Here is a 25,379-nt window from a genome sequence, read left to right as displayed (position 1 = left end):
ATGTCAGGAGCTGCATCCTTAATTCCGTTTATTCTCATGTTTGCGGTGTTTTATTTCCTGCTGATTCGTCCGCAGCAGCGTAAATCGAAGCAGCGCAATTCGATGCTGGGTTCGATCAAGAAAGGCGATAAAATCGTCACGATCGGCGGCATGCACGGCACGATCTTGGAGCTGACGGACGATATCGTCGTTCTTCGCGTCAACGATTCCACCAAGATCACGTTCGATCGCAGCGCGATCAATACGGTCGTCTCCTCCAGCGCAGCCGTAACGGCGTCCGCGCCCGTGATGGCGAAAGAAGAGAAAACGGAAGAAATCAAAGGGTAACGAGAAGGGCGGCAGCGTGAGAGCGCAGCCGCTTTTTTTGTTCCCTTTCGACTCGTTCGAAAGGCTCATAGTTTCCAACTTTAAGGTAAATACTATGGGGAGGACAACGGGATCGAGGTGTAAACGAGTTTATGCATTTGTGGTTGGAGATCGTTCTCCGCACGCTGGCCGCGGTGCTTTTCCTGCTGGTGTTGACGAAGGTGCTGGGCAAGCGGCAAGTGACGGAATTGTCCGTTTTCGAATACATTACCGGCATCACGATCGGGAACCTCGCGGGCTACGTGTCCTTGGAAGCGGAGAATCATTGGTACTTGGGCATGTTGTCATTGGGGGTATGGGCAGCCGTATCGCTCGGCATCGAAATGCTCCAAATGAAAAGCAAAAAAGCCCGCGATTGGATTGACGGTCAGCCGACGGTGTTGATTCAGAAGGGCAAGATATTGGAAGGCAACCTGAAGAAGGAACGCATCACGACGGACGAGCTGATGGAGAGCCTTCGAAGGAAGGACGTCTTCAAACCGGCCGACGTCGAATTTGCCGTCATGGAGGTGAGCGGGGCCATTAACGTCATGTTGAAGTCGGAGAATCAGCCGCTGACGCCCAAGACGCTCGGCCTTCGCGTACAACCGGAGCATGAACCGCAGGTCGTGATCATGGACGGCAACATTCTCCCCGATCCGCTGCGCTCCTCCGGGTATGACGTAAACTGGCTGAAGAAAGAGTTGGCCAAGTCCAACGTGAAGATCGGGGATGTCTACCTGGCCCAAATCGACGACTCCGGGTCGCTGTACTTCGATCTCTTCGACGATAAGGCGAAGCTGCCGAAGATTCCGAACGGCCAAGCCTCGCTGCTGGCGGCGCTCAAGAAATGCGAGGCCGATATGGAAATGTACGGCTTGCTGTCGGCGGACGAGAAGGAGAAGCAGCAATATGCGGCTTGTTCCAAACAGCTGCAGCAGCTGATCGATGAAGTGCGGCCGCTCATTTACCAATAGCAAACGACCGCTGCCTGGGAGTAAGCCCCCGATGCAGCGGTCGTTTTTATGTTTCATGACGTATTTTATTTGGCGTCTTCCCGCAAGTAACTGACCGGCGGAACCACCGTGCCGCGGCGTCCGCGCAGCGACCATTTCGCTTTGCTCAGCCGGATGCCCATCGTGGAGGCGAATGTCGCGAGTACGAGACCGCCGCACATGTCGATAAGCCAGTGGATGCCCAAGTAGAAAATCGCGAAGATAATGATGAGCGCGCTGATGCTGCAAAACCAAGCCCAGCGTTTGATGCCCGACCGCACGGCCAGGATGGCAAGCGTGACGGAGATGGACGTATGCAAGCTGGGGAAACAGTTGTTCAGCCCTGACAAGGCGCGGTATTGATTTTCAAAATCCGGAAACGCCTTCAGCATCAGGAAGCTGACGTTGGTATCGTGGTACCAGACTTCGCTGACCGGGAAGAACAGGTAGAACGGGATCGCGAACGCATAGTTGATCATGATCGCGTAACACGTCGCATAGAACATGGTTTTGTTTGGACTTCGGTACGTATAGATGCCGATGGAAGCGATCAACAGCGCCTGAAAGACGACCACGTACATGAAAGCCAAAAAAGGCGTCAACCAGTCGCTCTGAAAGGCATGCTGGAAGTTGGCGACGAAGCTTCCTTCGATCGATTGAAAAAAACCGGCGAAATCATGCGTGTTCGTCATGTGCTTCTCGATTCGAAGCTCGAGTTTATTGCAGAACAGAATGAGAATGAGCAAGACGAAGTGGATATTATATTTGCGGTTAAAGAGGTTCTCTTTAACGAATAAACCGCCGATTTTAAATGGATTCGCTGCCGCTCCGTACCACATCAGAACGATGACGGCCAGGGCCGTGTAGATGGCGACCGTCGTCATGTTGTCGAACAAGATCATGTTTCTGTTTATCCCCCTAAGGTGTTGCGTCGTTACGGTCCGATATAGTATAACACATTTTTCAGGGATGATTACAATCCCCCGAACCGATAACGGATACCGCGAGAAGCGCGCTTAGGAACGTTTCGTATTGACGCCTATCATGCCGCCGAGGGAGCCGCAAAGGAGCGTCTCGACGAGCATCGTCATCGTCTTGCCGCTGAACCCGGCATTGCTCGCCAGAAAGCTGACAAGCAGGATCAGGATGCCGTACGCGATGCCCAACATGCCGCCGTAATACCAGCCGCGCTGCCTCGATCTTCGTCCCGACACGAATCCGCCGGCCAAAGCGGAGCAGCCGTGAACGACCAAGCTGTAAGTCGGAAGCGCGCTCTCCTGCATGCTGCCCCATCTGAGCAGCATCGACAGGACCAGCGCCCCCAGGGCAAGCCAAATCGAAGCGTACAATATGCCTGACAGAAGAGGCGAGGTCATATGTGCTTTCGGTACGTTTTTCATCGCGTTGATCGGTTTCATCCGAATCGATCCCTCCATTTCGCGTCTTGTCCATATTATTACAACATATGGCCAAGCCGGCGGGATTAGTACATGTAGAACGCCGTTTTGAACGGTTTAGCCATATTATGAAGGAACGCGAGAAGGGAAGGCATGACGGTTACCATAAATTCGAAGCTCCCCCTTTCGTATGACCCGCATCCCATCCGGTGACAATAGTTGTACCTTACGCTGGGAGGGCGGTCCTATGGAATACTGGAGCCTGTTGTTCCGTACGCTTCTCATCTATTTAGTCGTGTTCGTGATCATGCGGATGATGGGGAAAAGGGAAATCGGAAAGCTGTCGGTGTTCGACCTGGTCATATCCGTCATGATCGCGGAAATCGCGGTCTTCGTGATCGAGGATACGAAACGTCCCATCCTGGACGGGATATTCCCGATGGTGATCCTGCTGGTGATTCAAATCGGGATCGCGCTCGTATCCCTCAAATCCCGAAAAATGCGGACCGTATTCGACGGAGAGCCGACGGTCATCGTGGAGCGGGGCAGGCTGAATCGCGACGCGATGCGCAAGCAGCGTTATAATCTGGACGATCTGCTGCTGCAATTCCGGGAAAACAAGACGAATATCGCGGACGTCGAGTTCGCGATCCTGGAGACGACCGGCAAGCTTTCCATCATTCAGAAAGATAAAGCCGTCACCCTGTCCTCATCGGACGAGGAACGCCCGGGAGATCAAGACGAGCCCCATGACGCATGGAATATGGATGCGAGCGGCGACGGCATGCGTGCCGATACGAAGCCGAATATCAATAAAGAATCGCGTTTGCCCAAAGCATTTCCGCGCAATTACCGCTTCGAGAATTTGCCGGTTCCGCTGATTATGGACGGAGAGATTCAGAAGCATAACCTGGAGAAGCTCGAGAAGGACCGTTTCTGGCTCAACACCCAGCTTCGCGAGCATGGAATCGTCGATTTCAAGCAGGTGTTCCTATGCACGATCGATCACCGGGGAAAGCTGTTCATCGATATCAAGCACAGGAACGGGAACCGCAGGTAACGTCCAGCATCGGCATAACGCGCCGGTGCTTTTTCACGGCCGGAACCATCTGCCCACAAGCGGAATCCGCGCGGCATCGTACCGGTCAACGATGCGCAGCGCGACCATCAGGATCAAATACACGACCGCGCCGGCAAAACAAGCGGTGAGCAGGTTTTGCCATAAGGCGGGAAGCGCCTGCAGGTTCATGACCCAGAGCGAAGCGGCGCCCATGACGACCATCGCGGCGCCGACTTTGAGGAAATCGAGCCATTGCATGCGGAACCCGACGAATCTGGCGACGCTGATCCAGTGCAGCGCCGTGACGAGCACGATATTGGCATTGATGGCGATCAGCGCGCCGTAAATGCCAAGTGAGGGCATGGAGGCCAGCTGTATGATGAGGACGAGTTTCACGACGGCGCCGATGAACGTGTTCATGAGCGCGGTGGAGGGCTTATCCAGCGCTTGAAGCGCGGCCTGCAGCGGCGCTTGCAGATAGATGAACAAACCGACCGGCGCCATCCATTTCAGCATCGGGGCGATTTCCGCGTGGTTGTACAGCACCCGGCAGATCGGATCGGCCAACAATAACATGACGACGACGAACGGCGCGCCGGTGACGAGCGCCAGCCGCATCGATTGGGCAAGTCTCTTATGGATCGTCGCTTTGTCGCCTTTGGCCGCCGCTTCCGACAAAGACGGCACAAGGGAAACGGCGAGCGAGTAGGTCAACGCCGTCGGAAGCAGCAAAATCGGAATGATCATGCCCTGGAGCGCGCCGTATTGCGCCGTCGCGGTACCAGTAGCGATGCCCGCAACCAGCAGCGCCCTCGCCGTGAAGATGGATTCCAGCAAATACGATAGCGAGCCGATCATGCGGCTGCCTGTAACGGGAACGGAGAGACTGATCAATCGGCGCATGACCGGAGCGCGCCACCGGGAATCGGGCAGGACCGTCGTTTTCTTGGCAGCCGGGGAACCCGTTGATTCGTCCATATCGACATGAGCGGCGGGGACGGTGGCCGGTCTCCTGCGGTCGTGCGCATACTGCAGCAGCAGGACGGCGAAACCGGCGATTTCGCCGACCACAACGCCGAGCATCGCGCCCGCGGCGCCCCATGCCAGTCCGAGCGGAAGCAGCCATTGCGCGAACAATAACGCGAAGATAATCCGGATGATCGTTTCCAGCGTTTGCGAGAGCGCGGTCGGGATCATGTTTTGCTTGCCTTGGAAATATCCGCGGTACACGGACGATATCCCGATTATTAGAAGCAGCGGACTCATCATCCGAAAGGTTTGGAAGACGCGGGCGTCCGTCATCAGGTGCGACGAGATCCACGGCGTCAGCCAGACGAACAGGACGGTGAGGACCAGCGAAAGTATCGCGGTCAGCGTCATGGCGGCCCGGAATATTTGCTTGACGCGCTTGCCGTCGCCCTGCGTTTCCGCTTCGGCGATCCATTTGGCGACGGCGAGCGGGATGCCGCCCGTAATCAAGGTAAGCAGCACGATAAGAAACGGATAGCCGAGCTGATAGATCCCGACGCCTTCGGCTCCGATAATGCGGGGCAGCGCGATTCGCGGCACGAAGGCGAGGATGCGGTTAACGACTCCTGCGGCAAGCAGGATCAAGGCGCCTTTAATGAACGTTTGCTTGGTCAATGCGTTCCTCTCCCTCTACGGCGATTGGTTTGCGTTCCCTGTCGGAGGACAGGAAAACCAGCATTCACCGACTCCGTGAACATGTCCTATCTTCATACTTATGCGCGGCATGTCCGCTTCCATGCAGTCAATTTTTGGAACGGAGGACCGGGAAGCAGGAATGTGGGCACGCAAGAGCGAATCATAAGCGGGAAGAGAGACATCGAGGCGAGGAGGTCGAGGCATGGAGAATGAAGAAGAAAGACCGATGACGGAAGAGGAATGGGCGACCACCATCGAGCATTTGTGCGTCAGCAAGGCGGAGGAATTTCGGTTGATCGGCTATGAATACGTAACCGGCGAGGAAGTGTGGCACTGCGTCAACGATAAGTACGCGAAGACGGGGCAGCCGGCCATGCACCAGGTGGTAAATGACATATTATCGTTAAAAGTGACAAAATTTATGAACTTTATGACGCTTAGCGCGTATAAAGGGACCCATTTTTAACGGATGGGCTCTTTTTTTTTGACTCGTTTTTGAGGCATCGTTATAATAGGAATATTGAACAGAGTATTTAAGGGGGAACTGTAGGAATTATGAATCGTCGACTGTTAACGTTCATACTCATCATCGTCGTCTCGCTTGGCGTTGTTGGGGGCTTGTCCAAGTGGGTAGTGGATGACGTAAAGCTAGGCTTGGACCTGAAAGGCGGATTTGAGATTTTGTACGAAGCCGAGCCGATCGAGGCCGGAGGCAAGATTACGAAGGAGTCGTTGACCGAAACCGCGAAGAGCCTGGAAGCCCGCGCCAACGCGACCGGCGTCGCCGAGCCGGAGGTCACGACCGAAGGCACGAACCGCATTCGCGTCAAAATCGCTGGCGTAACCGACGAGGCCAAGGTAAGGGATGTCCTCAAGAAGCCTGCCGAGCTGACGTTCCGCAGCGCGCGCGGCTGCGCCGCCGATGCCGGCTATTGCAAAATCGAGCTGCGCGGCAGCGACTTCGCGCAGAACGGCGCCGACGTGCGTCAGACGAACCTCAACGAATACGAAATTACGATCAAGATGAAGAGCGCCAGCAAATTCGCGGAAATTACCCGCGAAGTGGCCAAGCTGAGCGCGTCCGGCACGAACCAGCTCGCCATCTACCTAGATGACAGAATGCTGTCCGCGCCGAACGTCTCTGGCGAGATCAACAGCACGGACGCTTCCATTACCGGCAATTTCGCGCGCGCGGAAGCCTATGACCTGAAGGATACGATCAACCTCGGCGCGCTGCCGCTGAAGCTGACGGAGAAATACACCCAAAGCGTAGGCGCTACGCTAGGCAAGAAGTCGCTTGACGAAACCGTCGAAGCGGGCGCGATCGCAACGGTAATCATCTTGCTTTTCATGATGTTCTTCTATCGTCTGCCAGGCGTCATCGCCAGCATTTCCATCATCGTCTACATCTGGCTGCTGCTGCTTGGCTTCAATCTCATTCACGCCACGCTGACGCTGCCGGGCATCGCCGCGTTCATCCTCGGCATCGGGATGGCGGTCGACGCCAACATCATCATGGCGGAACGCATCCGGGAAGAGCTGCGCAGCGGCAAGAGCATCATGTCGTCGCAGAAAGCGGGTTCGAAGCATTCTTTCCGTACGATTATCGATTCACACGTTACGACGGCGATCGCCGGGGCAGTGCTGTTCTTTATCGGGGTAGGATCGGTTAAAGGGTTTGCCGTCATCCTGCTTCTTAGCATCATCCTGAGCATCTTGACGAACGTGTTCTTCTCCCGCATGCTCCTCACGCTTCTCGTCCGCAGCGGAATTGTCAAGAAGAAATCCAACTTCGGTGTGAAGGAGAGTGAAGTACGTGCACTATAAAGCATTCGATAACATCGACGAGAAGAAATTCAGCTTCGTCAAGAAAGCCCGTTACTTCTTTATTTTCTCGATTGTCATCACGGTGCTCGGCATCGTGACCTTGGGCATATTCGGATTGAATTACGGGGTCGACTTCAAGGCTGGCTCCAACGTCGACATTTCGTTCAAGAAAGACGTCAGCACCCAGAAGGCGGCATTGGAAACCTACCTGAAGGACAATGACTTCGGCACGCCGGGCATGACCTTCGGAGCGAAGCGCGTAACGCTTCGTTTCGACGATGTCCTGACCGATACGAAGGAGAAAGCTTTAAAGCAAGGCATCGCCGAAAAATTCGACAAAGACGCGTCCATGGAAGTGAACACGGTCGACGTCGAAATCGCCAAGGAGCTGCAGGGCAATGCGCTCAAGGCCGTGTTAATCGCGAGCATCGGGATCGCGATCTATGTCAGCATCCGGTTCGAGTGGCGATTCGCGGTCGCGGCCATCGTCAAGCTGCTTCACGATGCGTTCATCGTCATCAGCTTGTTCTCGATCTTCCGCTTGGAGGTCAACCTGCCGTTCATCATCGCGGTATTGACGATCATCGGATATTCCATCAACGATACGGTCGTTATCTTCGACCGGATTCGCGAGAATCTTCGCTTCGCGAAACTCAAAACGACCGAAGATATTGCTAAAGTCGTCAACGCCAGTATTTGGCAGACGATGTCCCGATCCATCAACACGGTCATGACCGTGCTTTTCGCCACGGTGTGTCTGCTCATCTTCGGCAGCGAATCGATCCGGCTGTTCTCGATCGCGATCCTGATCGGGCTCGTCTTCGGCGTTTATTCCTCGGTCTTCATTGCCAGCCCTTTGTGGCTGCTGCTGAAGAGCAAACAAAAACCGAAGACGAATGTCAAGTCTTCGGCTGCATCGTAGTAAGCTAGAGAACCAACGTTATAACTTTCAGGAGGCATCCATGACAGCGAACCAACGTTATGCCAGAGCGGAATCCGCAGCATGGACCGGGCTTATCGGCAATGTCTGTATCGCGGCGGTCAAGGGCGGCGTCGGCGTCATGACGGGCAGTAAATCGCTGCTCGCCGATGCCTGCCGATCGGCTTCCGAGGCAGCCGCCTCGTTCGTCTCGCTTACCGGCGTCCGCCGGTGCAGGCAGCTCGGTTCACCGATAGCGCCCGTACCGGCTTCGCGGGGCCGTTCGGAAGCCGCGACGGGCGTGCTGGCATCCTTATTGCTGATGATCGTCGGTCTCGAAATCGGAATTTCCGCCATCAAGTCGATCGCGGACGGCGTTGAAGACACGCCCGGCTGGCCGGCGGCCGCGGTCGTTCTGGCGGCTTTCATATTGAAAGAAGCCGGTTTCTCTTCGAAAGAACGCGGCGCGGATTTCTACGCTTCGCTTGCCGCGTTGGTGGGGACGGGAGGATCGATGCTTGGCAGGCCGCTCGGCATGCACCTGCTGTATTATCTCGATCCGGCCGCTTCGCTGATCATCGTCGTGATCGTCTTCAGCAGCGGGTATCGCGTCGCATCGGCATCCGTGATGCGCAGTCGGTACTTGGAAGTCGAACCGTCCGACTTGTCGGAGTTGAAGGCCGTCGTCTTGCGGATGGAGGGCGTTATCAGCGTAGAAGTGTTGCGCGCGAGAGAGCACGGCCATTACGCCGTGGCGGATGTGGTTATCAGCGTCAATCCTCGGATTTCGGTGCTTGAAGGCAACGAGATCGCCAAGCGCGTCAGAGAATTCATCATGAAACGGTTCAATCACATGACGGAAGTGACCGTCCATGTGGAGCCTTACGATCCTGGTTATCCCTATAAAAGCAATCATGATACCCATCCGGAACAATCGACAACGCTACTGCAATAGCAGCAGCGTTCATTTTTTTGATGAGCGAGGTGAGAGGCGAATTGCTGCAATCGAAAACACGCTGGAACCTGGCTTCGCTCGACGTGGAAGGCGAAGCCCGCGCGGGCGTATTGGCCCGTTCCTTATCGCTGACGCCGCTTGTCGCGAGACTGCTCGTCCAGCGCGGGTACGACCGCGTCGAGGAAGCGCGACGGTTTTTGAACGGCGGCCTCGAATGCCTGCACGACCCCTTTCTGCTGAAGGGCATGGAAGCGGCGGCGGCGCGGATCGCGCTTGCCAAGGAGCGCGGAGAGCGCGTCCGGATTTACGGCGATTACGATGCGGACGGCGTTTCTTCCACGACGCTGATGACGTATCTCTTTCGGCGGCTGGAGCTGAATTTCGACCATTACATACCTCACCGGACGCTGGAAGGCTATGGCTTGAACAAGCAGGCGCTCGACGCGGCGGCGGCGCTCGGGGTTACCCTGATCGTGACCGTGGATACGGGCATCAGCGCGGTCGAGGAGATCGCTTATGCGTCCGAGCTCGGCTTGGATGTCGTCGTCACCGATCATCATGAGCCGCCGCAGGAGCTGCCGGCGGCTCATGCCATCGTCAACCCGAAGCAGGAGGGTTGCGAGTATCCGTTCAAAGGCTTGGCCGGCGTCGGAGTCGCGTTCAAGCTGGCGACGGCGCTGCTGGGCGAACCTCCGGTGGAATGGACCGACGTGGTGGCGCTTGGGACGATCGCGGATCTGATGCCGCTGACGGACGAGAACCGGGTGCTCGTGCGGTTAGGGCTGGAGCAGCTTCGCCATACGGACAAACCCGGCTTTCGGGCGCTGGCCGAGGTCGGCGGCATCGACCTCCCGGCGTTGCTGGCGTCGCATATCGCGTTCGGCATGGCGCCGCGCATCAATGCCGCCGGCCGGTTGGAGCATGCCAATGCCGCGGTCGAGCTTCTGACGGCAAGTAACGACGAAGCGGCCGCTGCCGGCGCGCTGCGTCTGGATGAACTGAACAAGGCGCGGCAGGGAATCGTCGAAGATATCGTGCGGGAGGCCGAGACAATGTGGGCGGAGAAGCGCGAAGCCGCCGAAGCGGCCGGCAAGCCTCATCCTTCCGTCATCGTGCTCGCGGGCGAAGGCTGGAACGCCGGCGTCGTCGGCATCGTGGCTTCCAAGATGATCGAGAGGCACTACAAGCCGACGATCATCCTCGGCATCGATGCGGAGACGGGCAAATGCAAAGGCTCCGCCCGCTCGATCGACGGTTACGACCTGCATGCCGCGCTGACGGAATGCGAGGAATGGCTGGATCATTACGGCGGCCACCAGGCGGCGGCGGGAATGACGCTTGATCGGGAGAAGCTGCTCTTGTTCGAAGAGAGGCTGTCGCGCCTGGCGGATGAATGGCTGAAGGAAGACGACTGGATTCCGAAGCTGAACATCGATCTTGCCTGCAAGATGGAAGATGCGACGCTCAAAGTGCGCGAACAGCTGTCGAAGCTGGAGCCGTTCGGCGCGGGGAACGCCGCACCGAAACTGCTGTTGACCGGCATCACGCTGGCGGAACGCAAAACGATGGGGAAAGAAAAGAACCATTTGAAGCTGGCGCTGGCCGGCCAAGGCAAAATGCTGGATGCCGTGGGATTCGGTTACGGTCATCTGGCGGATCGGCTGTCGAACGGAGCGGCCGTCGAGATCGTCGGCGAGCTGACGATCAACGAATGGAACGGCCAGCGAAAAGCGCAGTTCATGGTGAGCGATCTTCGCGTACCGCACCTCCAGCTCTTCGACGGCAGGAATCAGCCGGAGTGCGATTCGTTGAAAATCGCCGGCCGGTTGCTCGCGTCGCCCGCCTTGGCGCAGGACGAGGGCATCCTGCTCGTGCCGAACGAAGCTTGGGCGGAAGCCGCGGGTGCATCCGCGCAGTTGTCGCTTCCGGACAGATTTCGGCTCTTGACATATGAAGCCCTCATGGGGCAAAGTGTACAATGTCGCCATTTGGTCGTGCTCGGCAAACCGCCTTCCGCAGAGAAGCTGTCCAGCGCGATTGCCGCCTGCCAAGGGCTCGAGTCCGCTCATCTGCATTACGAGATCGCCAAGGAACAGGGCGAATTTCCGACGCGGGAGCAGTTCGGCCAGCTCTACCAGTTACTGCGGCGGGAATGCCCGCTGCCTGCAGCGACGGCAGATGGCGTATTGGCCGGCAAGCTCAACCGTTCGGAGGAAAGCATCGCCTTGATGCTGAGCGTGTTCAAGGATCTGCAGTTTATCGAAGCGGTCGACGACAAGCTTGTCCTTAGCGCCGTCTCGGGCAAGAAGGAGCTGTCGCTTTCCCGCAATTACCGCGACGGCCAGCGGACGGCGGAATCGAACGAGATTCTGGCTCTCTCGGTCAAGCCGTTGACGGATTGGCTTACGGTGCAAGCGAGCATCATCCAAAACGAACATATCGAAGGAGTAGGTATTTCATGAATTATAAAGAATATATCCGCGTCATCCCCGATTTCCCGCAGCCGGGCATCCGGTTCAAAGATATAACGACGCTTACGAACAACGGCGCCGTGTACGCATCGGCGATCAACGATATCAAGCAGGCGATCCAGGACAAGCAAATCGACCTGATCGCGGGTCCGGAAGCCCGGGGCTTCATCATCGGCGCTCCGCTCGCCGTTTCCATGGGGCTCGGTTTCGTGCCGATCCGCAAGTCCGGCAAGCTCCCGGGCGAAGTCGTCGAGGCCAGCTATGACCTGGAATACGGCAAGGACAAGCTGACCATCCACAAAGACGCCATCAAACCCGGCCAAAAGGTGCTGATCGCCGATGATCTGCTCGCGACCGGCGGCACGATCGCCACCACGATCAACCTGATCGAGCAGCTTGGCGGGGAAGTGGTCGGGGCGGCCTTCTTGATCGAGCTCGGCTATTTGGACGGACGCAGCAAACTGGGCGGCATCGACATATTCTCGCTGGTGACGTACTGAATTCGGAATGCCTGACGCCGGACATGGAAGCAGACGCTTCCGTCGTCCGGCGTTCGCTATACCGGAGGTTGACGGAAAGGCTTGAAAACAGGCATAATAATAGGAAAAACTCGGGCAGAACGAACACGCGGGACCATTTCATGATTTTTGGATGATTTGGAAAGCATACGGCGCCTCTCGGACGCGCGCTTTTCCGGAAAGGGACATTCATGGGCATAGAGCAGCTACTTGATAAAGCATCAACCTATATGAAGGAACAAGACTTGAAACGGATCACGGAAGCGTACGAATTCGCCGATCAGGCTCATCACGGGCAAGTGCGCAAATCAGGCGAGCCGTATATCCTGCACCCGGTGGCCGTGGCGGAAATTCTCATCAACATGCAGATGGACGTATTGTCGATTATCGCGGCGCTCCTTCATGATGTGGTGGAAGACACGACCGTCCCGCTGGAAGAAGTCCGTTCCCGGTTCGGGGAGGCGTGCGCGGCCGTCGTGGACGGCTTGACCAAGCTGGAGAAGATCCAGTTCCGTTCCAAGGAAGAGCAGCAGAACGAGAATTACCGCAAAATGTTCGTCGCCATGGCGCAGGACATGCGGGTCATCCTCATCAAGCTCGCTGATAGGCTTCATAATATGCGCACGCTCAAATATCAATCCGAAGAGGCGCAGCGGCGAATCGCGTACGAGACGCTGGAGATCTTTTGCCCCATCGCGCACCGGCTCGGGATATCCGCGATCAAATGGGAGATGGAGGACATTGCCCTCCGCTACCTAAACCCGCAGCAATACTACCGGATCGCCAATCTCATGAAGAAGAAGCGCGCGGAGCGGGAGCAATACATCGACGACGTCATCGGCCGCATTCGCGAGAAGCTGGACGATATGGGCATCGACGGGGACATATCCGGCCGTCCGAAACACATTTATAGCATCTACAAGAAAATGACCGCGCGCAGCAAGCAGTTCAACGAGATTTACGATCTGCTGGCGATTCGGATCATCGTCGAAAATATCAAAGACTGTTACGCGACGCTGGGCATCATCCATACGTTGTGGAAACCGATGCCGGGCCGATTCAAGGATTATATCGCGATGCCGAAAGCGAACATGTACCAGTCGCTTCACACGACCGTCATCGGTCCGACCGGGGAACCGACGGAAGTGCAGATCCGCACGTGGGAGATGCACCGCACGTCCGAATTCGGGATCGCGGCGCACTGGGCTTACAAGGAAGGCGGCGTCGTGCCGAGCGGCTCGTTCGAGGACAAAATGACGCTGTTCCGCGAAATCATCGAGCTGCAAGGCGATGCCAGCGATGCGTCGGAATTCGTCGAATCGCTCAAGATGGATTTCTTTTCGGACCTTGTATTCGTGTTCACGCCGAAAGGCGAAGTGTTCGAGCTTCCGGCCGGCGCGGTCCCGCTCGATTTCGCGTACCGCGTGCATACCGAAGTGGGCAACCGGACGATCGGCTCCAAGGTCAACGGCCGCATCGTGCCGCTCGACTACAAGCTCAAGACCGGCGACATCGTCGAAATCCTGACCTCGAAGCATTCCTACGGTCCGAGCCAGGATTGGATCAAGATCGCGCAATCGTCGCATGCGCGCAGCAAGATCAAGCAGTGGTTCAAGAAAGAACGCCGCGAAGAGAACGTGGTCAAAGGGCGCGACGCCATCGAGCGCGAGCTGAAGCGACTCGGTCTGGAAGCTTCAAGCTTCATGTCGGATGCGCAGCTGCAGGAAGCAGCCTATAAGTTCACCTTCAACGATATCGACGATATGCTGTCGGCCGTCGGTTTCGGGGGTATTACCGCCGCCCAGATCTGCACGAAGCTGACGGAGAAGATGCGCAAGGAAGCCGAAGAGGCGAACCAGGTCGAGCTCACGAACGAAATGAAGGAAATGAAGTCTTCGCCGTCGCTTCGCAAGACGCGTCCGACGCATGGCGTTTCCGTCAAAGGCGTGGATAATTTGCTGGTTCGTTTCGCGCGTTGCTGCAACCCGGTCCCGGGAGATGACATCGTCGGTTATATTACGCGGGGCCGCGGCGTGTCGGTCCATCGTGCGGACTGTACCAACCTGACGTCCAGCGCGGACGGGGAAGAAGCGGCGCGCATGATCGAAGTGGAATGGGAAGCGTCGGTCGAAGCGAATTACAGCGTCGACATCGAGATTACGGGGCATGACCGTTCGGGACTCCTGAACGAAGTGTTGCAGGCTGTCTCGGAGAGCAAAACGAACATCTCGGCCGTCTCCGGCCGATCGGATAAAAACAAGCTGGTGATGATCCATATGACGGTGCTCATCCGCAACATCGAGCATTTGCAGGCTGTCGTGGAGCGCATCAAACGGGTGAAGGACATATATTCCGTTCACCGGATCATGCAGTAAGCCTACTTACGGCGCGAGGGAGCAAGAACGAAGATGAAAGTAGTCGTGCAGCGAAGCAAGGAAGCGGCCGTTCTGGTCGACGGCGAAACGGTCGGCTCGATTGCCAAGGGCCTGGTCCTGTTGGTCGGGATTACGCATGAGGATACGGAGGCCGACATTCGTTGGATGGCCGATAAAATCGCGGGACTTCGCATCTTCGAGGACGAGAGCGGGAAAATGAACTTGTCCGTCTCCGAGATCGGCGGCGCGATCTTGTCCGTCTCGCAGTTTACGTTGTACGGGGATTGCCGGAAAGGCAGACGGCCGAACTTCATGGCGGCGGCGCGACCGGAGCAAGCGGCGGCGCAGTACGACGCGTTCAACGAAACGCTTCGCGCGGCTGGCCTCACGGTGGCTACCGGCAAATTCGGGGCGATGATGGACGTAACGTTCACCAACTGGGGGCCGGTTACGCTGATCGTCGACAGCAAGGCATAGGAGCCTAGAGAGGGAAGCGGCATGCATGTGCCGTCTTTTTTGCATTTTGATCGCCTTCGATTTGTTTCTGCCGGGTTGAAAAGCGCCGATGCGGGCACACTAGAAGCTGACAACGCAGCGCGGACGAACGCGCGCGAACCAGTGGAGGTCGAACCCGGCATGCATCAATCCCGAAAAGAACAAGGCATCCAACGAACATCGAAACGGCTGCTGTTTGCCGATCGGCGGGAAGCACTGATGCTGGCCCGCGAAGAATCCGGCATCGAGGCCGGCGGAGAACTGGGCAGAGCGTCGGTCATTCCGTCGAAAGCCCCGTAACTCGTTTCTAGCAGTTTCACATACGATATGAATGGCAGCGTGAACGCGATTCTTGCAAGAAACCGCTTCATTACTTGTAATGAAACTGTAACCTGTTTTCAATGATTCTCTAACATGCTGTGCCTATAATAAAAGTCGACCCCCTTTTTTGAATATATTATTGATGGACCTACAACTCGTTTGTAGGTTTTTTTCTGTCCTAATTGGATTTGATCCTCGTTCCGGCGGATGTATATTGACAGGGCAAAACTGAAATGATATGATATATAAGATAATGTGACGATCCGTTGATAGGAAGGTTTCGTTCTTTCCGCACCGACTCAGAGAGGGATTCCTTGGCTGGAAGAATCCTTGGCGTGCTTGAGCGAAATTGACATCCAGGAGGACATGCGGCGAACCTGCAGGCGAAGTTCTGCTTGCTCAGTAGCTGTATTGCGTAGCCGGGCGTTAACCGGGTAAAGCGAAACGAACGGCGGTTCAAGCTGCGCGTTTCGGAATGTGGGTGGTACCACGATAGCCTTGTATATGACAAGCTCTCGTCCCTTTTGCCTGAACAAGGCGGAGGGCGGGAGCTTTTTTGGTGGCCGGAATGCAGCATGCATGATCGGTCCCGCCAACGAATCAGTTGCTTCCCCAGCGGGGACATGACCCGCTAGATGACTTCGAGGAGGAAAAGACGATGGCTTTTCAGAAGCCTCCGGGCACGCAGGACTTTTTGCCGGGCGCCGTGGAGAAATGGCAGTTCGTCGAGCGCGTGGCGCGCGATATTTGCCGGCGGTTCAATTTTCGCGAGATCCGCACCCCGATGTTCGAGATGACGGAATTGTACAAGCGCGGCGTCGGCGAGACGACGGATATCGTCGAGAAAGAGATGTACACGTTCACGGACCGGGGCGACCGCAGCCTCACGCTCCGTCCGGAAGGCACGGCGGGCGCCGTCCGCGCATACGTCGAGAACAAGCTTTACGGCGAGCCGGACCTGACGAAGCTGTACTATATCGGGTCGATGTTCCGCTATGAACGCCAACAGGCGGGACGCTACCGGCAATTCCATCAATTCGGCGTGGAGGCTCTTGGAGCGGTCGATCCTGCTTTAGATGCGGAGGTAATCGCGCTGGGGTACGCTTTCTACGCGGAAGTGGGCTTGAAGGACGTCCGGGTGGAGATCAACTCGGTGGGCACGCCGGCGGTACGCGCGGTTTTTCGGGAGAAGCTGCTCGGCTTCCTTGAGCCGATGCGCGATACGCTTTGCAAGGACTGCCAGGCGCGGATGGACCGCAATCCGCTGCGCGTATTGGATTGCAAAACCGATCAGCATCGATTCGTGGAGGCGCCTTCCATTCTGGATAGCCTTGACGAGGAGTGCCGGACGCATTTCGAGTCGTTGAAGCAGCACTTAACGGGCATGAACATTCCGTTCACCGTGAACCCGCGGCTCGTGCGCGGTTTGGATTACTATACGCATACGGCGTTCGAGTACAAAGCGGAAGGCATCGGCGCGATCGACACGGTCGGCGGCGGAGGCCGTTACAACGGGCTCGTGGCCGATATCGGCGGTCCCGATCAGCCGGGCGTCGGATTGGGTCTGGGACTCGAACGCACCGTGATGCTCTTGGAAAGCCAAGGCGCGGAGCTCGAGAACCTGCATCAAGTCGAGGCTTACCTGGTCGGCTTGGGCGAAGCCGCGGAACGCGAAGTGACGCGTCTGCTTCAAGTGCTGCGCATGCGCGGAATCGCCGCGGAGCGGGATTATCAAGGACGCAAGATGAAGGCGCAGATGAAGTCCGCCGATCGGCTGCGGGTTCGCTTCACGGCGATCCTCGGCGACGACGAGCTGCAGCGCGGCGAGATCGCCTTGAAGAACATGGCGACGGGCGAGCAGACGTTCGTGGCGCTTGACGCGCTTGCCGACGCGATCCAAGGCAGGTAGGTTATTTCATACCATTTATAATAAAAGGGAGTCGAACATTAACCATGATGATGCTCAAAACGCATGCATGCGGAACATTGACGAAAGCGGACGTGGGCCAAACCGTCACGCTGAACGGCTGGGTACAGCGCCGCCGCGACCTTGGCGGCGTATTGTTCATTGACCTGCGCGACCGCACCGGTATCGTGCAAATCGTCTTCAATCCGGACTTCTCCGGCGACGCTCTGGCGATCGCGGACCGCGCCCGCAACGAATTCGTGCTGGCCGTTCGCGGCCAAGTGGTGGAGCGCGATGCCGATACCGTCAACGCGAACATCGCGACGGGCGAAATCGAGATCCGCGTAACGGAAATCGAAATCATGAACGCGGCGAAGACGCCGCCGTTCCCGATCGAAGACGGCGTCGAAGTCGACGAGTCGCTTCGTCTGAAGTACCGCTATCTTGACCTGCGCCGCCCGGAAATGCAGAAGACGCTGCTGCTTCGTTCCAAGGCCGCGAAGGTATTCCGCGACTATCTCGACGGCCAAGGCTTCGTCGACGTCGAAACGCCGATTCTGACGAAGAGCACGCCGGAAGGCGCGCGCGACTACCTCGTGCCGAGCCGCGTGCATCCGGGCGAATTCTTCGCCCTGCCGCAATCGCCGCAAATCTTCAAGCAGCTGCTTATGGTCAGCGGTCTCGAGCGTTACTACCAAATCGCGCGCTGCTTCCGCGATGAAGACCTCCGCGCCGACCGTCAGCCGGAATTCACCCAGGTCGACATCGAGACCTCGTTCCTGTCCCAGGATCAACTGCTCGATCTCATGGAAGAGCTCGTCGTGAAACTGTTCAAGGAAACGGTCAACGTGGACATTCCGCGTCCGTTCCAACGGATCACGCATGCGGATGCCATGAACAAGTACGGTTCCGACAAACCGGATCTTCGTTTCGGCATGGAAATGGAAGACATCACCGACATCGTGGCGGCGAGCGACGTGAAAGTATTTGCATCCGTATCGGCCGGCGGCGGCGTGGTCAAGGCGCTGAACGCCAAGGGCTGCGCGAGCTGGAGCCGCAAGGAGCTTGACGACCTGCAGCCGTTCGCGGCGCGCTACGGCGGCAAAGGCCTGGCTTGGGTCACGGTGAAGGAAGGCGAATGGCGCGGCCCGATCGTGAAATTCTTCAAGCCGGAGGAAATCGCGGCCATGACGGAGCGTCTCGGCGTCGAGGAAGGCGATCTGCTCCTGTTCTCCGCGGACAAGAAGAAAGTCGTGGCGGACGTGCTCGGCAACCTGCGTTTGAAGATCGGCAAGCAGCTTGGCCTGATCGACGAGTCCAAGTTCAAATTGGAATGGGTCGTCGATTTCCCGTTGCTCGGCTACGACGAAGAAGCGAAGCGCTACGTGGCGGAACACCATCCGTTCACGCGCCCGAACGAAGACGACCTGGCGCTGTTCGAGACGAATCCGGGCGACATCCGCGCGCAAGCTTACGACCTTGTGCTGAACGGCTACGAAGTGGGCGGCGGCTCGATGCGGATCTACAAACGAGACGTGCAGGAAATGATGTTCAAGGCGCTCGGCTTCTCGCTCGAGGAAGCGCACGAGAAATTCGGCTTCCTGCTCGATGCGTTCGATTACGGCACGCCTCCGCACGGCGGCTTCGCGTTCGGTTTCGATCGTCTCGTCATGCTGCTTGCCGGCCGCACGAACCTGCGCGAAACGATCGCCTTCCCGAAAACCGCGAGCGCGACGGACTTGCTCAGCGACGCGCCGTCCGAAGTCGACATTTCGCAGCTGCAGCAGCTCCACATCCGTACGATTCAGAAAGCCGCGAAGCAGGCTGAGGCAGCGGCCGCAGGAACGGCGCCGGCACCGCAAAACTAAACCAAGTCCCGGCTTTCGTCCGCCTCGCAGGCAGGCGGAAGCCGGATTCGTTATTTATTGCCTTTGGAGGTGCGTTTAAGAATGCTGCATCAATTTTCCCGGACGGAGCTGGCGATCGGCCCCGAGGGGTTGGATATTATGAGAGGGAGCACCGTTGCCGTGCTCGGCATCGGCGGCGTCGGGGCCATTGCCGCTGAAGCGCTGGCGAGGACCGGCATAGGCCGCCTTATCCTGATCGATAAGGACGTCGTCGACGTCACGAACATCAACCGCCAGATCCATGCGCTGACGACGACCGTCGGCCAGCCGAAGGCGGATCTGATGCGCGACCGGATCAAGTTGATCAATCCGGATTGCGACGTCATCGCGCTTCGCATGTTTTACACCGAGGAAACGTACGAGAAGCTGTTCGAATACAAACTGGATTACGTCGTCGACGCGTCGGACACGATCATCTACAAGGTTCACCTGATCAAGCAGTGCCTGGAGCGGAACATTCGGGTCATCTCCAGCATGGGGGCCGCGAATAAGATGGATCCTTCGCGGTTTCAGGTAGCGGATATTTCCAAGACGTCGATGGATCCGGTTGCCCGGGTCGTCCGTCAGAAGCTGCGCAAGGAAGGCATCAAGCGGGGCGTGAAGGTCGTATTCTCGACCGAAGAGCCGATGAAGCCGCGCGAGGACGTTACGCAGCGGATCGTGCCGGAGAACGCGCCGGAGATCCGCAAAGCGAAGCAGCCGCCCGCGAGCAACGCTTTCGTGCCGCCGGTTGCCGGCCTGATCATGGTCGGCGCGGTCGTGAAAGACTTGCTCGAAACAGGAGGACAGGCCGTATGAACGTAGAGCTCATGAACAAACTCAGACTTTCCCTCGATATGCGCGTCGCCCTGCTGGAAACGCCGGACGACTCGTACAAGGAAGCGCTCGGGGCGGAGAGCGCCGAGCCGTTCAGCGAGATGGACGCCGGCACGTACGATTTTGTCATGCTGTTCGCCAAGGACATCGCCAGCTTGAACGAACATGCGACCAAAGCGCTTAAAGCCGTGAAGAAGGAAGGACTGCTTTGGATATGCTATCCCAAAGGCACGTCCAAAATCAGAACGGACATCAACCGCGACCGCGGCTGGAAAACGGTCAAGGAAGAAGGCTGGGAGGGCGTGTCGCTGGTCTCCGTCGACGATACATGGTCGGCCATGCGATTCCGTCCCGTCGGCCTGGTGCAGGCAGGCGCCAGAGCGAGCCGCGCGGCGGATGCAAGCCGCACTGCCGGCATCTCGGCAGTGAAGGAGCTCGTCATCCCGGACGACGTCAAGGCGTCGCTCGCCGCAGCTCCCGAAGCGGAGGCGTTCTTCGCGGGGTTGGCGCAGTCGCACCGCAAGGAATACATCCGCTGGATCAACGAAGCCAAGCAGGAAGTCACGCGCGCCAAGCGGATCGGCGAGATGACGGAGAAGTTGGGGCAGCAGTTGAAACGCCCTTCGGACAAGCTCTAAAAGCATAGGACGCAAGCGCAAAACAGGTTTATCGGATCGCGATCCGATAAACCTGTTTTTTTTGTTACAAGCCACGAAATTTGTCCCAGTCAACAAAAGTTTCCTTGATGAAACTTTTTTGGTGTTGTACAATGAAACCAGGAAACAATGGTTTACCGCCTGCATATGTGTAGGTAGTGACATAACATACAAAACGATCACGAAGAGGTGAAAGGCAATGAGCACCAATCAACCGGCACCGGTTACCCGAGAAAGCGGCTGGAGGCAATCCCGATCCCAGAATTCGCTTCCGGAAGTATATCGATCGATGAAGATCCCGAAGCACGGCTCCTGGTTTCGAAAATTTCTCGCCTTCGCGGGACCGGGTTACTTGGTCGCCGTAGGCTATATGGATCCCGGCAACTGGGCGACGGATCTGGCGGGCGGATCGAAATTCGGTTATTCGCTGCTGGCCGTCATCCTGCTTTCCAACCTCATGGCGATTCTGCTGCAAGCGCTCGCCGGCAAGCTCGGCATCGTGACGGGACGCGATCTGGCGCAGGCGTGCAAGGACCATTACAGCAAACCGGTAGCCATGTCATTGTGGGTGCTCTGCGAGCTTGCTATTGCGGCATGCGACCTTGCCGAAGTCATCGGATCGGCGATCGCCCTCAATTTATTGTTCGGCATACCGCTGGTTGCCGGGGTTATATTAACGGTATTGGACGTACTCCTCGTGCTGCTGCTGCAAAATAAAGGGTTTCGGTTCATCGAATCGCTCGTCATCGTGCTGATCGTGACCATCGGCGGTTGTTTCCTGATCGAGATGTTCTGGTCCCAGCCGCAAGTCGGCGAGGTCATGAAGGGTTTCATTCCGAGCACGGAAATCGTTTCGAATCCAGCCATGCTGTACATCGCGATCGGCATCTTGGGCGCGACGGTCATGCCGCATAATTTATACCTGCACTCCTCCATCGTTCAAACGCGGCAGTACGACCAGACCGAGCTCGGCAAACGCCAAGCGATCAAGTACGCAACCTGGGATTCGACGATCGCATTGTTTTTTGCCTTGTTCATCAACGCTGCGATTCTCATCATCGCGGCATCGACGTTCCATTCGGCGGGACATACGGACGTCGCCGAGATCGGGGAAGCGTATCATCTGTTGTCACCGATGCTGGGAACGGCGGCGGCGAGCATTCTGTTCGGCGTGGCGCTGCTGGCATCCGGCCAGAACTCGACGCTGACGGGCACGCTGGCCGGCCAAATCGTCATGGAGGGCTTCCTCAACATCCGGCTCAAACCATGGCTGAGGCGGTTGATTACGCGGATGATCGCGGTCATTCCCGCGGTGATCGTCACCTGGTTGTACGGCGCAAGCGGCACCACGGATTTGCTCATCCTGAGCCAGGTTATCCTGTCGCTGCAGTTGAGCTTCGCGGTCATTCCGCTCGTGAAGTTCACGAGCGACAAGAAGAAGATGGGCAGCTTCGCCAATCCGCTCTGGTTGAAAGTGCTGGCTTGGTTCGTGGCCATCGTCATCGCCGGACTGAATATTTACCTGCTGTACCAAACCTTTACCGGTTAAATCGAGCGACCAATCGAAGCCTTCTCCGTGCGGAGAGGGCTTCTTTCTTGTTCAGGCGGCCATGGCGAACATGTGTGCTTGTATGGTATGATAGTCCGGAAAGGAACGTGATTCGGATGGATTTATTTACCTACAGCCAAGAGGAAGAGCAGCCGCGGGCGAAACTGCTCGCGGATCGGATGCGTCCCCAAACCATAGATGAATACATCGGCCAGATTGAGGTCGTGGGTCCGGGTAAGCTGCTGCGCAGGGCGATCGAGGGGGACCAAGTGTCCTCTATCCTTCTGTACGGCCCGCCCGGCTGCGGCAAGACGACGCTTGCGCATATTATATCCAAACGGACGCAAGGCGATTTCGTCAAATTAAACGCGGTCGAAGCGTCGGTGAAAGACGTCCGCGCCGTGATCGATCAAGCCAAGATGACGAAGTCGATGTACGGCCGCAAAACGATTCTTTTTCTCGACGAGGTTCACCGCTTCAACGCCTCCAGGCAGGACGCGCTGCTGCCGGCGGTCGAGCAGGGCATTATCGTGTTCATCGGCGCCACGACGGAGAATCCTTTCCATTACGTGAACGGCGCGCTGTTGTCGCGTTCGACCTTGTTCCAACTGGAGGCGCTGACCCGGGAGGATGCGTTGGAAGCCATGCGCCGCGCGCTCGCCGATCCTTCGCGAGGGCTCGGATTCATGAAGCTCCAGGTCGAAGAAAATGCGCTTCAGCACATCGCTTCCATGGCGGGAGGCGACATCCGCCGCGCGCTTAACGCGCTGGAGCTGGCTGCCGTGACGACGCCGTCCCAGCCGGACGGATCCGTGATCGTCACGCTCGAGGTCGCGGAGGAGTCGATCCGGAAACCGACCATCCGCGCCGACGAATCGACGCAATACGACGTGCTGTCGGCATTCCATAAGAGCGTCAGGGGCTCGAGCGACGCGGCGCTGTTTTGGTTCCTGTATGCCGTCGAGAAACTCGGCATGGACCCCATGACATTCGTCCGCCGTTTGATCGTGGCCTGCAGCGAGGATATCGGGCTGGCCAACCCGCAGGCGATGGTGCAGGCCGTGACGGCGATGGACGCTTACCATAAGATCGGCTGGCCGGAAGCCAAATACAATATCGCGCAGGCGATCCTGTTCGCGGTGGAGAGCCCCAAGTCCAATGCGGCCGCAGTGGCGATCGGCAACGTCATGCATACGATCGAGAGCATCGGATCGGCCGAAGTGCCGCTTCATCTGCGCGATACGCACTACAGCGGCGCCGAGAAGCTTGGCCACGTGGGCTATCAATATCCGCACGATTTCCCCGGCCATTACGTGAAACAGGCTTATTTGCCCGAGCGAATCGCCCATAAGAAATTTTATCAAGCGACGCAGCAAGGGATGGAAGACAAGATTCGGCAAAATCAAGAACGGCGAAAATAACGTCGGAATGTTCTCAAATCGCATAAACGGTAGCTGGAGCGCGAAAACGGCGCATAAAGGCCGACCTTAACCGAATAAACATGAGTATAACCCGAATACGGGCCAGAAGGTGGGATGGCGGCATTTGACGTAAAGAGACGTCATCGTCTAATGTAGTATTATAAAGGAACTTTATAAATTTCTATTCCCTGAAGGAGGTGCACCTGTTGGTCGTGATTGCGGCTTTAGGCGCGAACGGCAAACAGGGAATCGTTGAGTAGTGACCCGTTACCCATATTGTGGAGCATCTTATTGATTTTCGTGCTCGTTTTTTTGAACGGTTTTTTCGTTGCCGCCGAGTTTGCCATGGTCAAAGTAAGAAGCAGCCGCATCGATTCGCTCGTGCAGGACGGCAATCGCCGGGCACGCTTCGCATCCGCGCTGACAACCAATTTGGACGCCTATTTATCGGCTTGCCAATTGGGCATCACGCTCGCTTCGCTCGGACTTGGCTGGGTAGGGGAACCTACCATCTCGCATTTAATCGAGCCCTTGCTTGAGAAGCTCCACTTCACCCCCGTCGCGATATCGACGGTATCGTTTATCATCGCCTTCTCCGTCATTACGATATTTCATATCGTGCTCGGCGAGCTGGCGCCCAAGACGTATGCGATCCGCAAGGCGGAAGCCGTAACGCTGTGGACGGCCGTGCCGCTGATCGTCTTTTACAAAGTGATGTACCCGTTCATTTATCTGTTGAACGGCATGGCGAACCGGATGCTGAAGAGCATCGGCATCGAACCGGCAGCCGAGCATGAGTCGGCCCATACGGAAGAAGAAATCCGCATATTGATGAAGGAAAGCCACAAATCCGGATTAATCGACAATACGGAGCTGACGCTGGTCGACAATATTTTCGATTTTGCCGAAACCCATGCCAGGGAAATCATGATTCCACGTACCGAGATGATTTGTCTGTACGCTAACCTGTCTTTCGAGGAAAACCAGGCGATCGCGCTGAAGGAAATGCATACCCGTTATCCCGTATGCGACAAGGACAAAGACAACATCATCGGCTTTATTCATATAAAAGATCTGTTGAAAGTGACGCATCAGGGCATTCACGACATCCGTCACATCACCCGTCCGATGACGACGGTGCCGGATTCCATGCATATCAGCTCGCTGCTCAAGCTGATGCAGAAGAAGAAGACGCAAATCGCCATCCTCATCGACGAATATGGCGGAACATCCGGCTTGGTCACGCTGGAAGACATCATGGAAGAAATCGTCGGCGAAATCCAGGATGAATTCGACGAGGAACGCGCCGACATCGAAGCGAAGGACGATGGCACGCATTCCATTAACGGCATGATGCTCATCGAAGAAGTGAACAGCTACTTCGGAACGGAGATCGAAAGCGACGATTACGATACGATCGGCGGTTGGATGTACGCGCAGATCGAGAACCCGCCTTCGAAGGGACAGCGCATCGTCTATCCGGTCGGCTTTGAATTTATCATCGAGGAGACGGATCATCTCCGTATCTCCCGGATTCACATTCGCAAACGGACCATCGAGGAAGAAGAAGCGGCCATCGTGCAGGAAGAAGAGTTTCAAGCCGAGACAGGCTAAGTCGCTGCATCCCCAATCAATTCGTTATCATTGCATAAAAAGAGGCGTTCGAATCTTGATATGCTCCCCATACGATGGACAGGTAAAATAATAAAACCTGTTTTGCCGAGGGGAGCTTTTCTATGTCGAGAGGAAAATTTAACGCGTATGAGAAATTAACGATTCTC

22 protein-coding genes are annotated in these 25,379 nt (G+C 56.9%); 19 read left to right on the top strand and 3 right to left on the bottom strand.

All coding sequences use genetic code 11. The annotated features are described in order from the left end of the window. Together yajC and AC50YL_RS35815 are read left to right on the top strand one after the other, a co-directional pair. Entirely contained in the window at positions 1-327 is a 327-nt protein-coding gene (gene yajC, locus AC50YL_RS35820; protein ID WP_494838185.1) for a preprotein translocase subunit YajC, read from the top strand. A 131-nt stretch (positions 328-458) separates the two neighbouring features. Then, positions 459-1,322, top strand: coding sequence for a DUF421 domain-containing protein (locus AC50YL_RS35815; RefSeq protein WP_494838184.1), 864 nt, complete (start codon positions 459-461; stop codon positions 1,320-1,322). 65 nt (positions 1,323-1,387) lie between these two features. Here AC50YL_RS35815 and AC50YL_RS35810 read toward each other — a convergent pair whose 3' ends face one another. After that, positions 1,388-2,242 carry a phosphatase PAP2 family protein gene (locus tag AC50YL_RS35810; protein WP_494838183.1) on the bottom strand — a complete coding sequence of 285 codons (855 nt, stop codon included), beginning with the start codon at positions 2,240-2,242 and terminating at the stop codon, positions 1,388-1,390. 114 nt (positions 2,243-2,356) lie between these two features. Further along, a complete protein-coding gene (locus AC50YL_RS35805) occupies positions 2,357-2,758 on the bottom strand; it encodes a TIGR04086 family membrane protein (protein WP_494838182.1) in 402 nt (133 codons plus the stop codon). Positions 2,759-2,984: 226 nt separating this feature from the next. On the opposite strand from AC50YL_RS35805, the gene AC50YL_RS35800 reads away from it, so the two are divergent. Further along, the gene (locus AC50YL_RS35800; protein ID WP_494838181.1) at positions 2,985-3,797 is read left to right on the top strand and encodes a YetF domain-containing protein; all 813 of its coding nucleotides are present in this window, start codon (positions 2,985-2,987) and stop codon (positions 3,795-3,797) included. Between the two features lie 33 nt (positions 3,798-3,830). On the opposite strand, the gene spoVB is transcribed toward AC50YL_RS35800, so the two are convergent. Next, positions 3,831-5,441: a stage V sporulation protein B gene (gene spoVB / locus AC50YL_RS35795; RefSeq protein ID WP_494838180.1), complete on the bottom strand. Its 1,611-nt coding sequence runs from the start codon at positions 5,439-5,441 to the stop codon at positions 3,831-3,833. A gap of 223 nt (positions 5,442-5,664) precedes the next feature. On the opposite strand from spoVB, the gene AC50YL_RS35790 reads away from it, so the two are divergent. From AC50YL_RS35790 to AC50YL_RS35715, 16 genes are all read left to right on the top strand, one after another. Then, positions 5,665-5,928 (top strand): post-transcriptional regulator, encoded by a 264-nt coding sequence (locus tag AC50YL_RS35790; RefSeq protein WP_494838178.1) that lies wholly within the window; start codon positions 5,665-5,667, stop codon positions 5,926-5,928. 89 nt (positions 5,929-6,017) lie between these two features. Continuing rightward, positions 6,018-7,289 carry a protein translocase subunit SecD gene (gene secD / locus AC50YL_RS35785; protein ID WP_494838176.1) on the top strand — a complete coding sequence of 424 codons (1,272 nt, stop codon included), beginning with the start codon at positions 6,018-6,020 and terminating at the stop codon, positions 7,287-7,289. Then, a complete protein-coding gene (gene secF / locus AC50YL_RS35780; RefSeq protein WP_494838174.1) occupies positions 7,279-8,211 on the top strand; it encodes a protein translocase subunit SecF in 933 nt (310 codons plus the stop codon). Before secD ends, secF begins: the two co-directional genes overlap by 11 nt. Positions 8,212-8,251: 40 nt before the next feature. Beyond that, positions 8,252-9,163, top strand: a complete 912-nt coding sequence (locus AC50YL_RS35775) for a cation diffusion facilitator family transporter (protein ID WP_494838173.1) — start codon at positions 8,252-8,254, stop codon at positions 9,161-9,163. Between the two features lie 41 nt (positions 9,164-9,204). Next, on the top strand, positions 9,205-11,625 hold the full coding sequence (recJ, locus tag AC50YL_RS35770; RefSeq protein ID WP_494838171.1) for a single-stranded-DNA-specific exonuclease RecJ: 2,421 nt from the start codon (positions 9,205-9,207) through the stop codon (positions 11,623-11,625). Beyond that, positions 11,622-12,134, top strand: a complete 513-nt coding sequence (locus tag AC50YL_RS35765; protein ID WP_494838170.1) for an adenine phosphoribosyltransferase — start codon at positions 11,622-11,624, stop codon at positions 12,132-12,134. Before recJ ends, AC50YL_RS35765 begins: the two co-directional genes overlap by 4 nt. Positions 12,135-12,343: 209 nt before the next feature. After that, positions 12,344-14,527: a RelA/SpoT family protein gene (locus AC50YL_RS35760; RefSeq protein ID WP_494838168.1), complete on the top strand. Its 2,184-nt coding sequence runs from the start codon at positions 12,344-12,346 to the stop codon at positions 14,525-14,527. A 33-nt stretch (positions 14,528-14,560) separates the two neighbouring features. Next, a complete protein-coding gene (gene dtd / locus AC50YL_RS35755; RefSeq protein ID WP_494838166.1) occupies positions 14,561-15,004 on the top strand; it encodes a D-aminoacyl-tRNA deacylase in 444 nt (147 codons plus the stop codon). Positions 15,005-15,025: 21 nt separating this feature from the next. Further along, positions 15,026-15,322 carry a hypothetical protein gene (locus AC50YL_RS35750; RefSeq protein ID WP_494838164.1) on the top strand — a complete coding sequence of 99 codons (297 nt, stop codon included), beginning with the start codon at positions 15,026-15,028 and terminating at the stop codon, positions 15,320-15,322. Positions 15,323-16,001: 679 nt separating this feature from the next. After that, positions 16,002-17,252: a histidine--tRNA ligase gene (gene hisS, locus AC50YL_RS35745; protein ID WP_494838163.1), complete on the top strand. Its 1,251-nt coding sequence runs from the start codon at positions 16,002-16,004 to the stop codon at positions 17,250-17,252. Between the two features lie 47 nt (positions 17,253-17,299). After that, a complete protein-coding gene (gene aspS, locus AC50YL_RS35740) occupies positions 17,300-19,117 on the top strand; it encodes an aspartate--tRNA ligase (RefSeq protein ID WP_494838201.1) in 1,818 nt (605 codons plus the stop codon). A gap of 81 nt (positions 19,118-19,198) precedes the next feature. Further along, positions 19,199-19,954 carry a tRNA threonylcarbamoyladenosine dehydratase gene (locus AC50YL_RS35735; RefSeq protein ID WP_494838161.1) on the top strand — a complete coding sequence of 252 codons (756 nt, stop codon included), beginning with the start codon at positions 19,199-19,201 and terminating at the stop codon, positions 19,952-19,954. Next, positions 19,951-20,610, top strand: a complete 660-nt coding sequence (locus AC50YL_RS35730; RefSeq protein ID WP_494838159.1) for a YdeI/OmpD-associated family protein — start codon at positions 19,951-19,953, stop codon at positions 20,608-20,610. The genes AC50YL_RS35735 and AC50YL_RS35730 overlap by 4 nt, the downstream gene beginning before the upstream one ends. Positions 20,611-20,827: 217 nt before the next feature. Further along, positions 20,828-22,177 (top strand): Nramp family divalent metal transporter, encoded by a 1,350-nt coding sequence (locus tag AC50YL_RS35725; RefSeq protein ID WP_494838158.1) that lies wholly within the window; start codon positions 20,828-20,830, stop codon positions 22,175-22,177. A 116-nt stretch (positions 22,178-22,293) separates the two neighbouring features. Next, positions 22,294-23,598, top strand: a complete 1,305-nt coding sequence (locus AC50YL_RS35720) for a replication-associated recombination protein A (protein ID WP_494838156.1) — start codon at positions 22,294-22,296, stop codon at positions 23,596-23,598. Between the two features lie 252 nt (positions 23,599-23,850). Next, on the top strand, positions 23,851-25,212 hold the full coding sequence (locus AC50YL_RS35715; RefSeq protein ID WP_494838154.1) for a hemolysin family protein: 1,362 nt from the start codon (positions 23,851-23,853) through the stop codon (positions 25,210-25,212). Positions 25,213-25,379 lie beyond the last annotated feature (167 nt).

The organism is Paenibacillus sp. J22P277, assembly GCF_059383675.1.
This window is presented reverse-complemented; position numbering and strand designations above follow the sequence as displayed.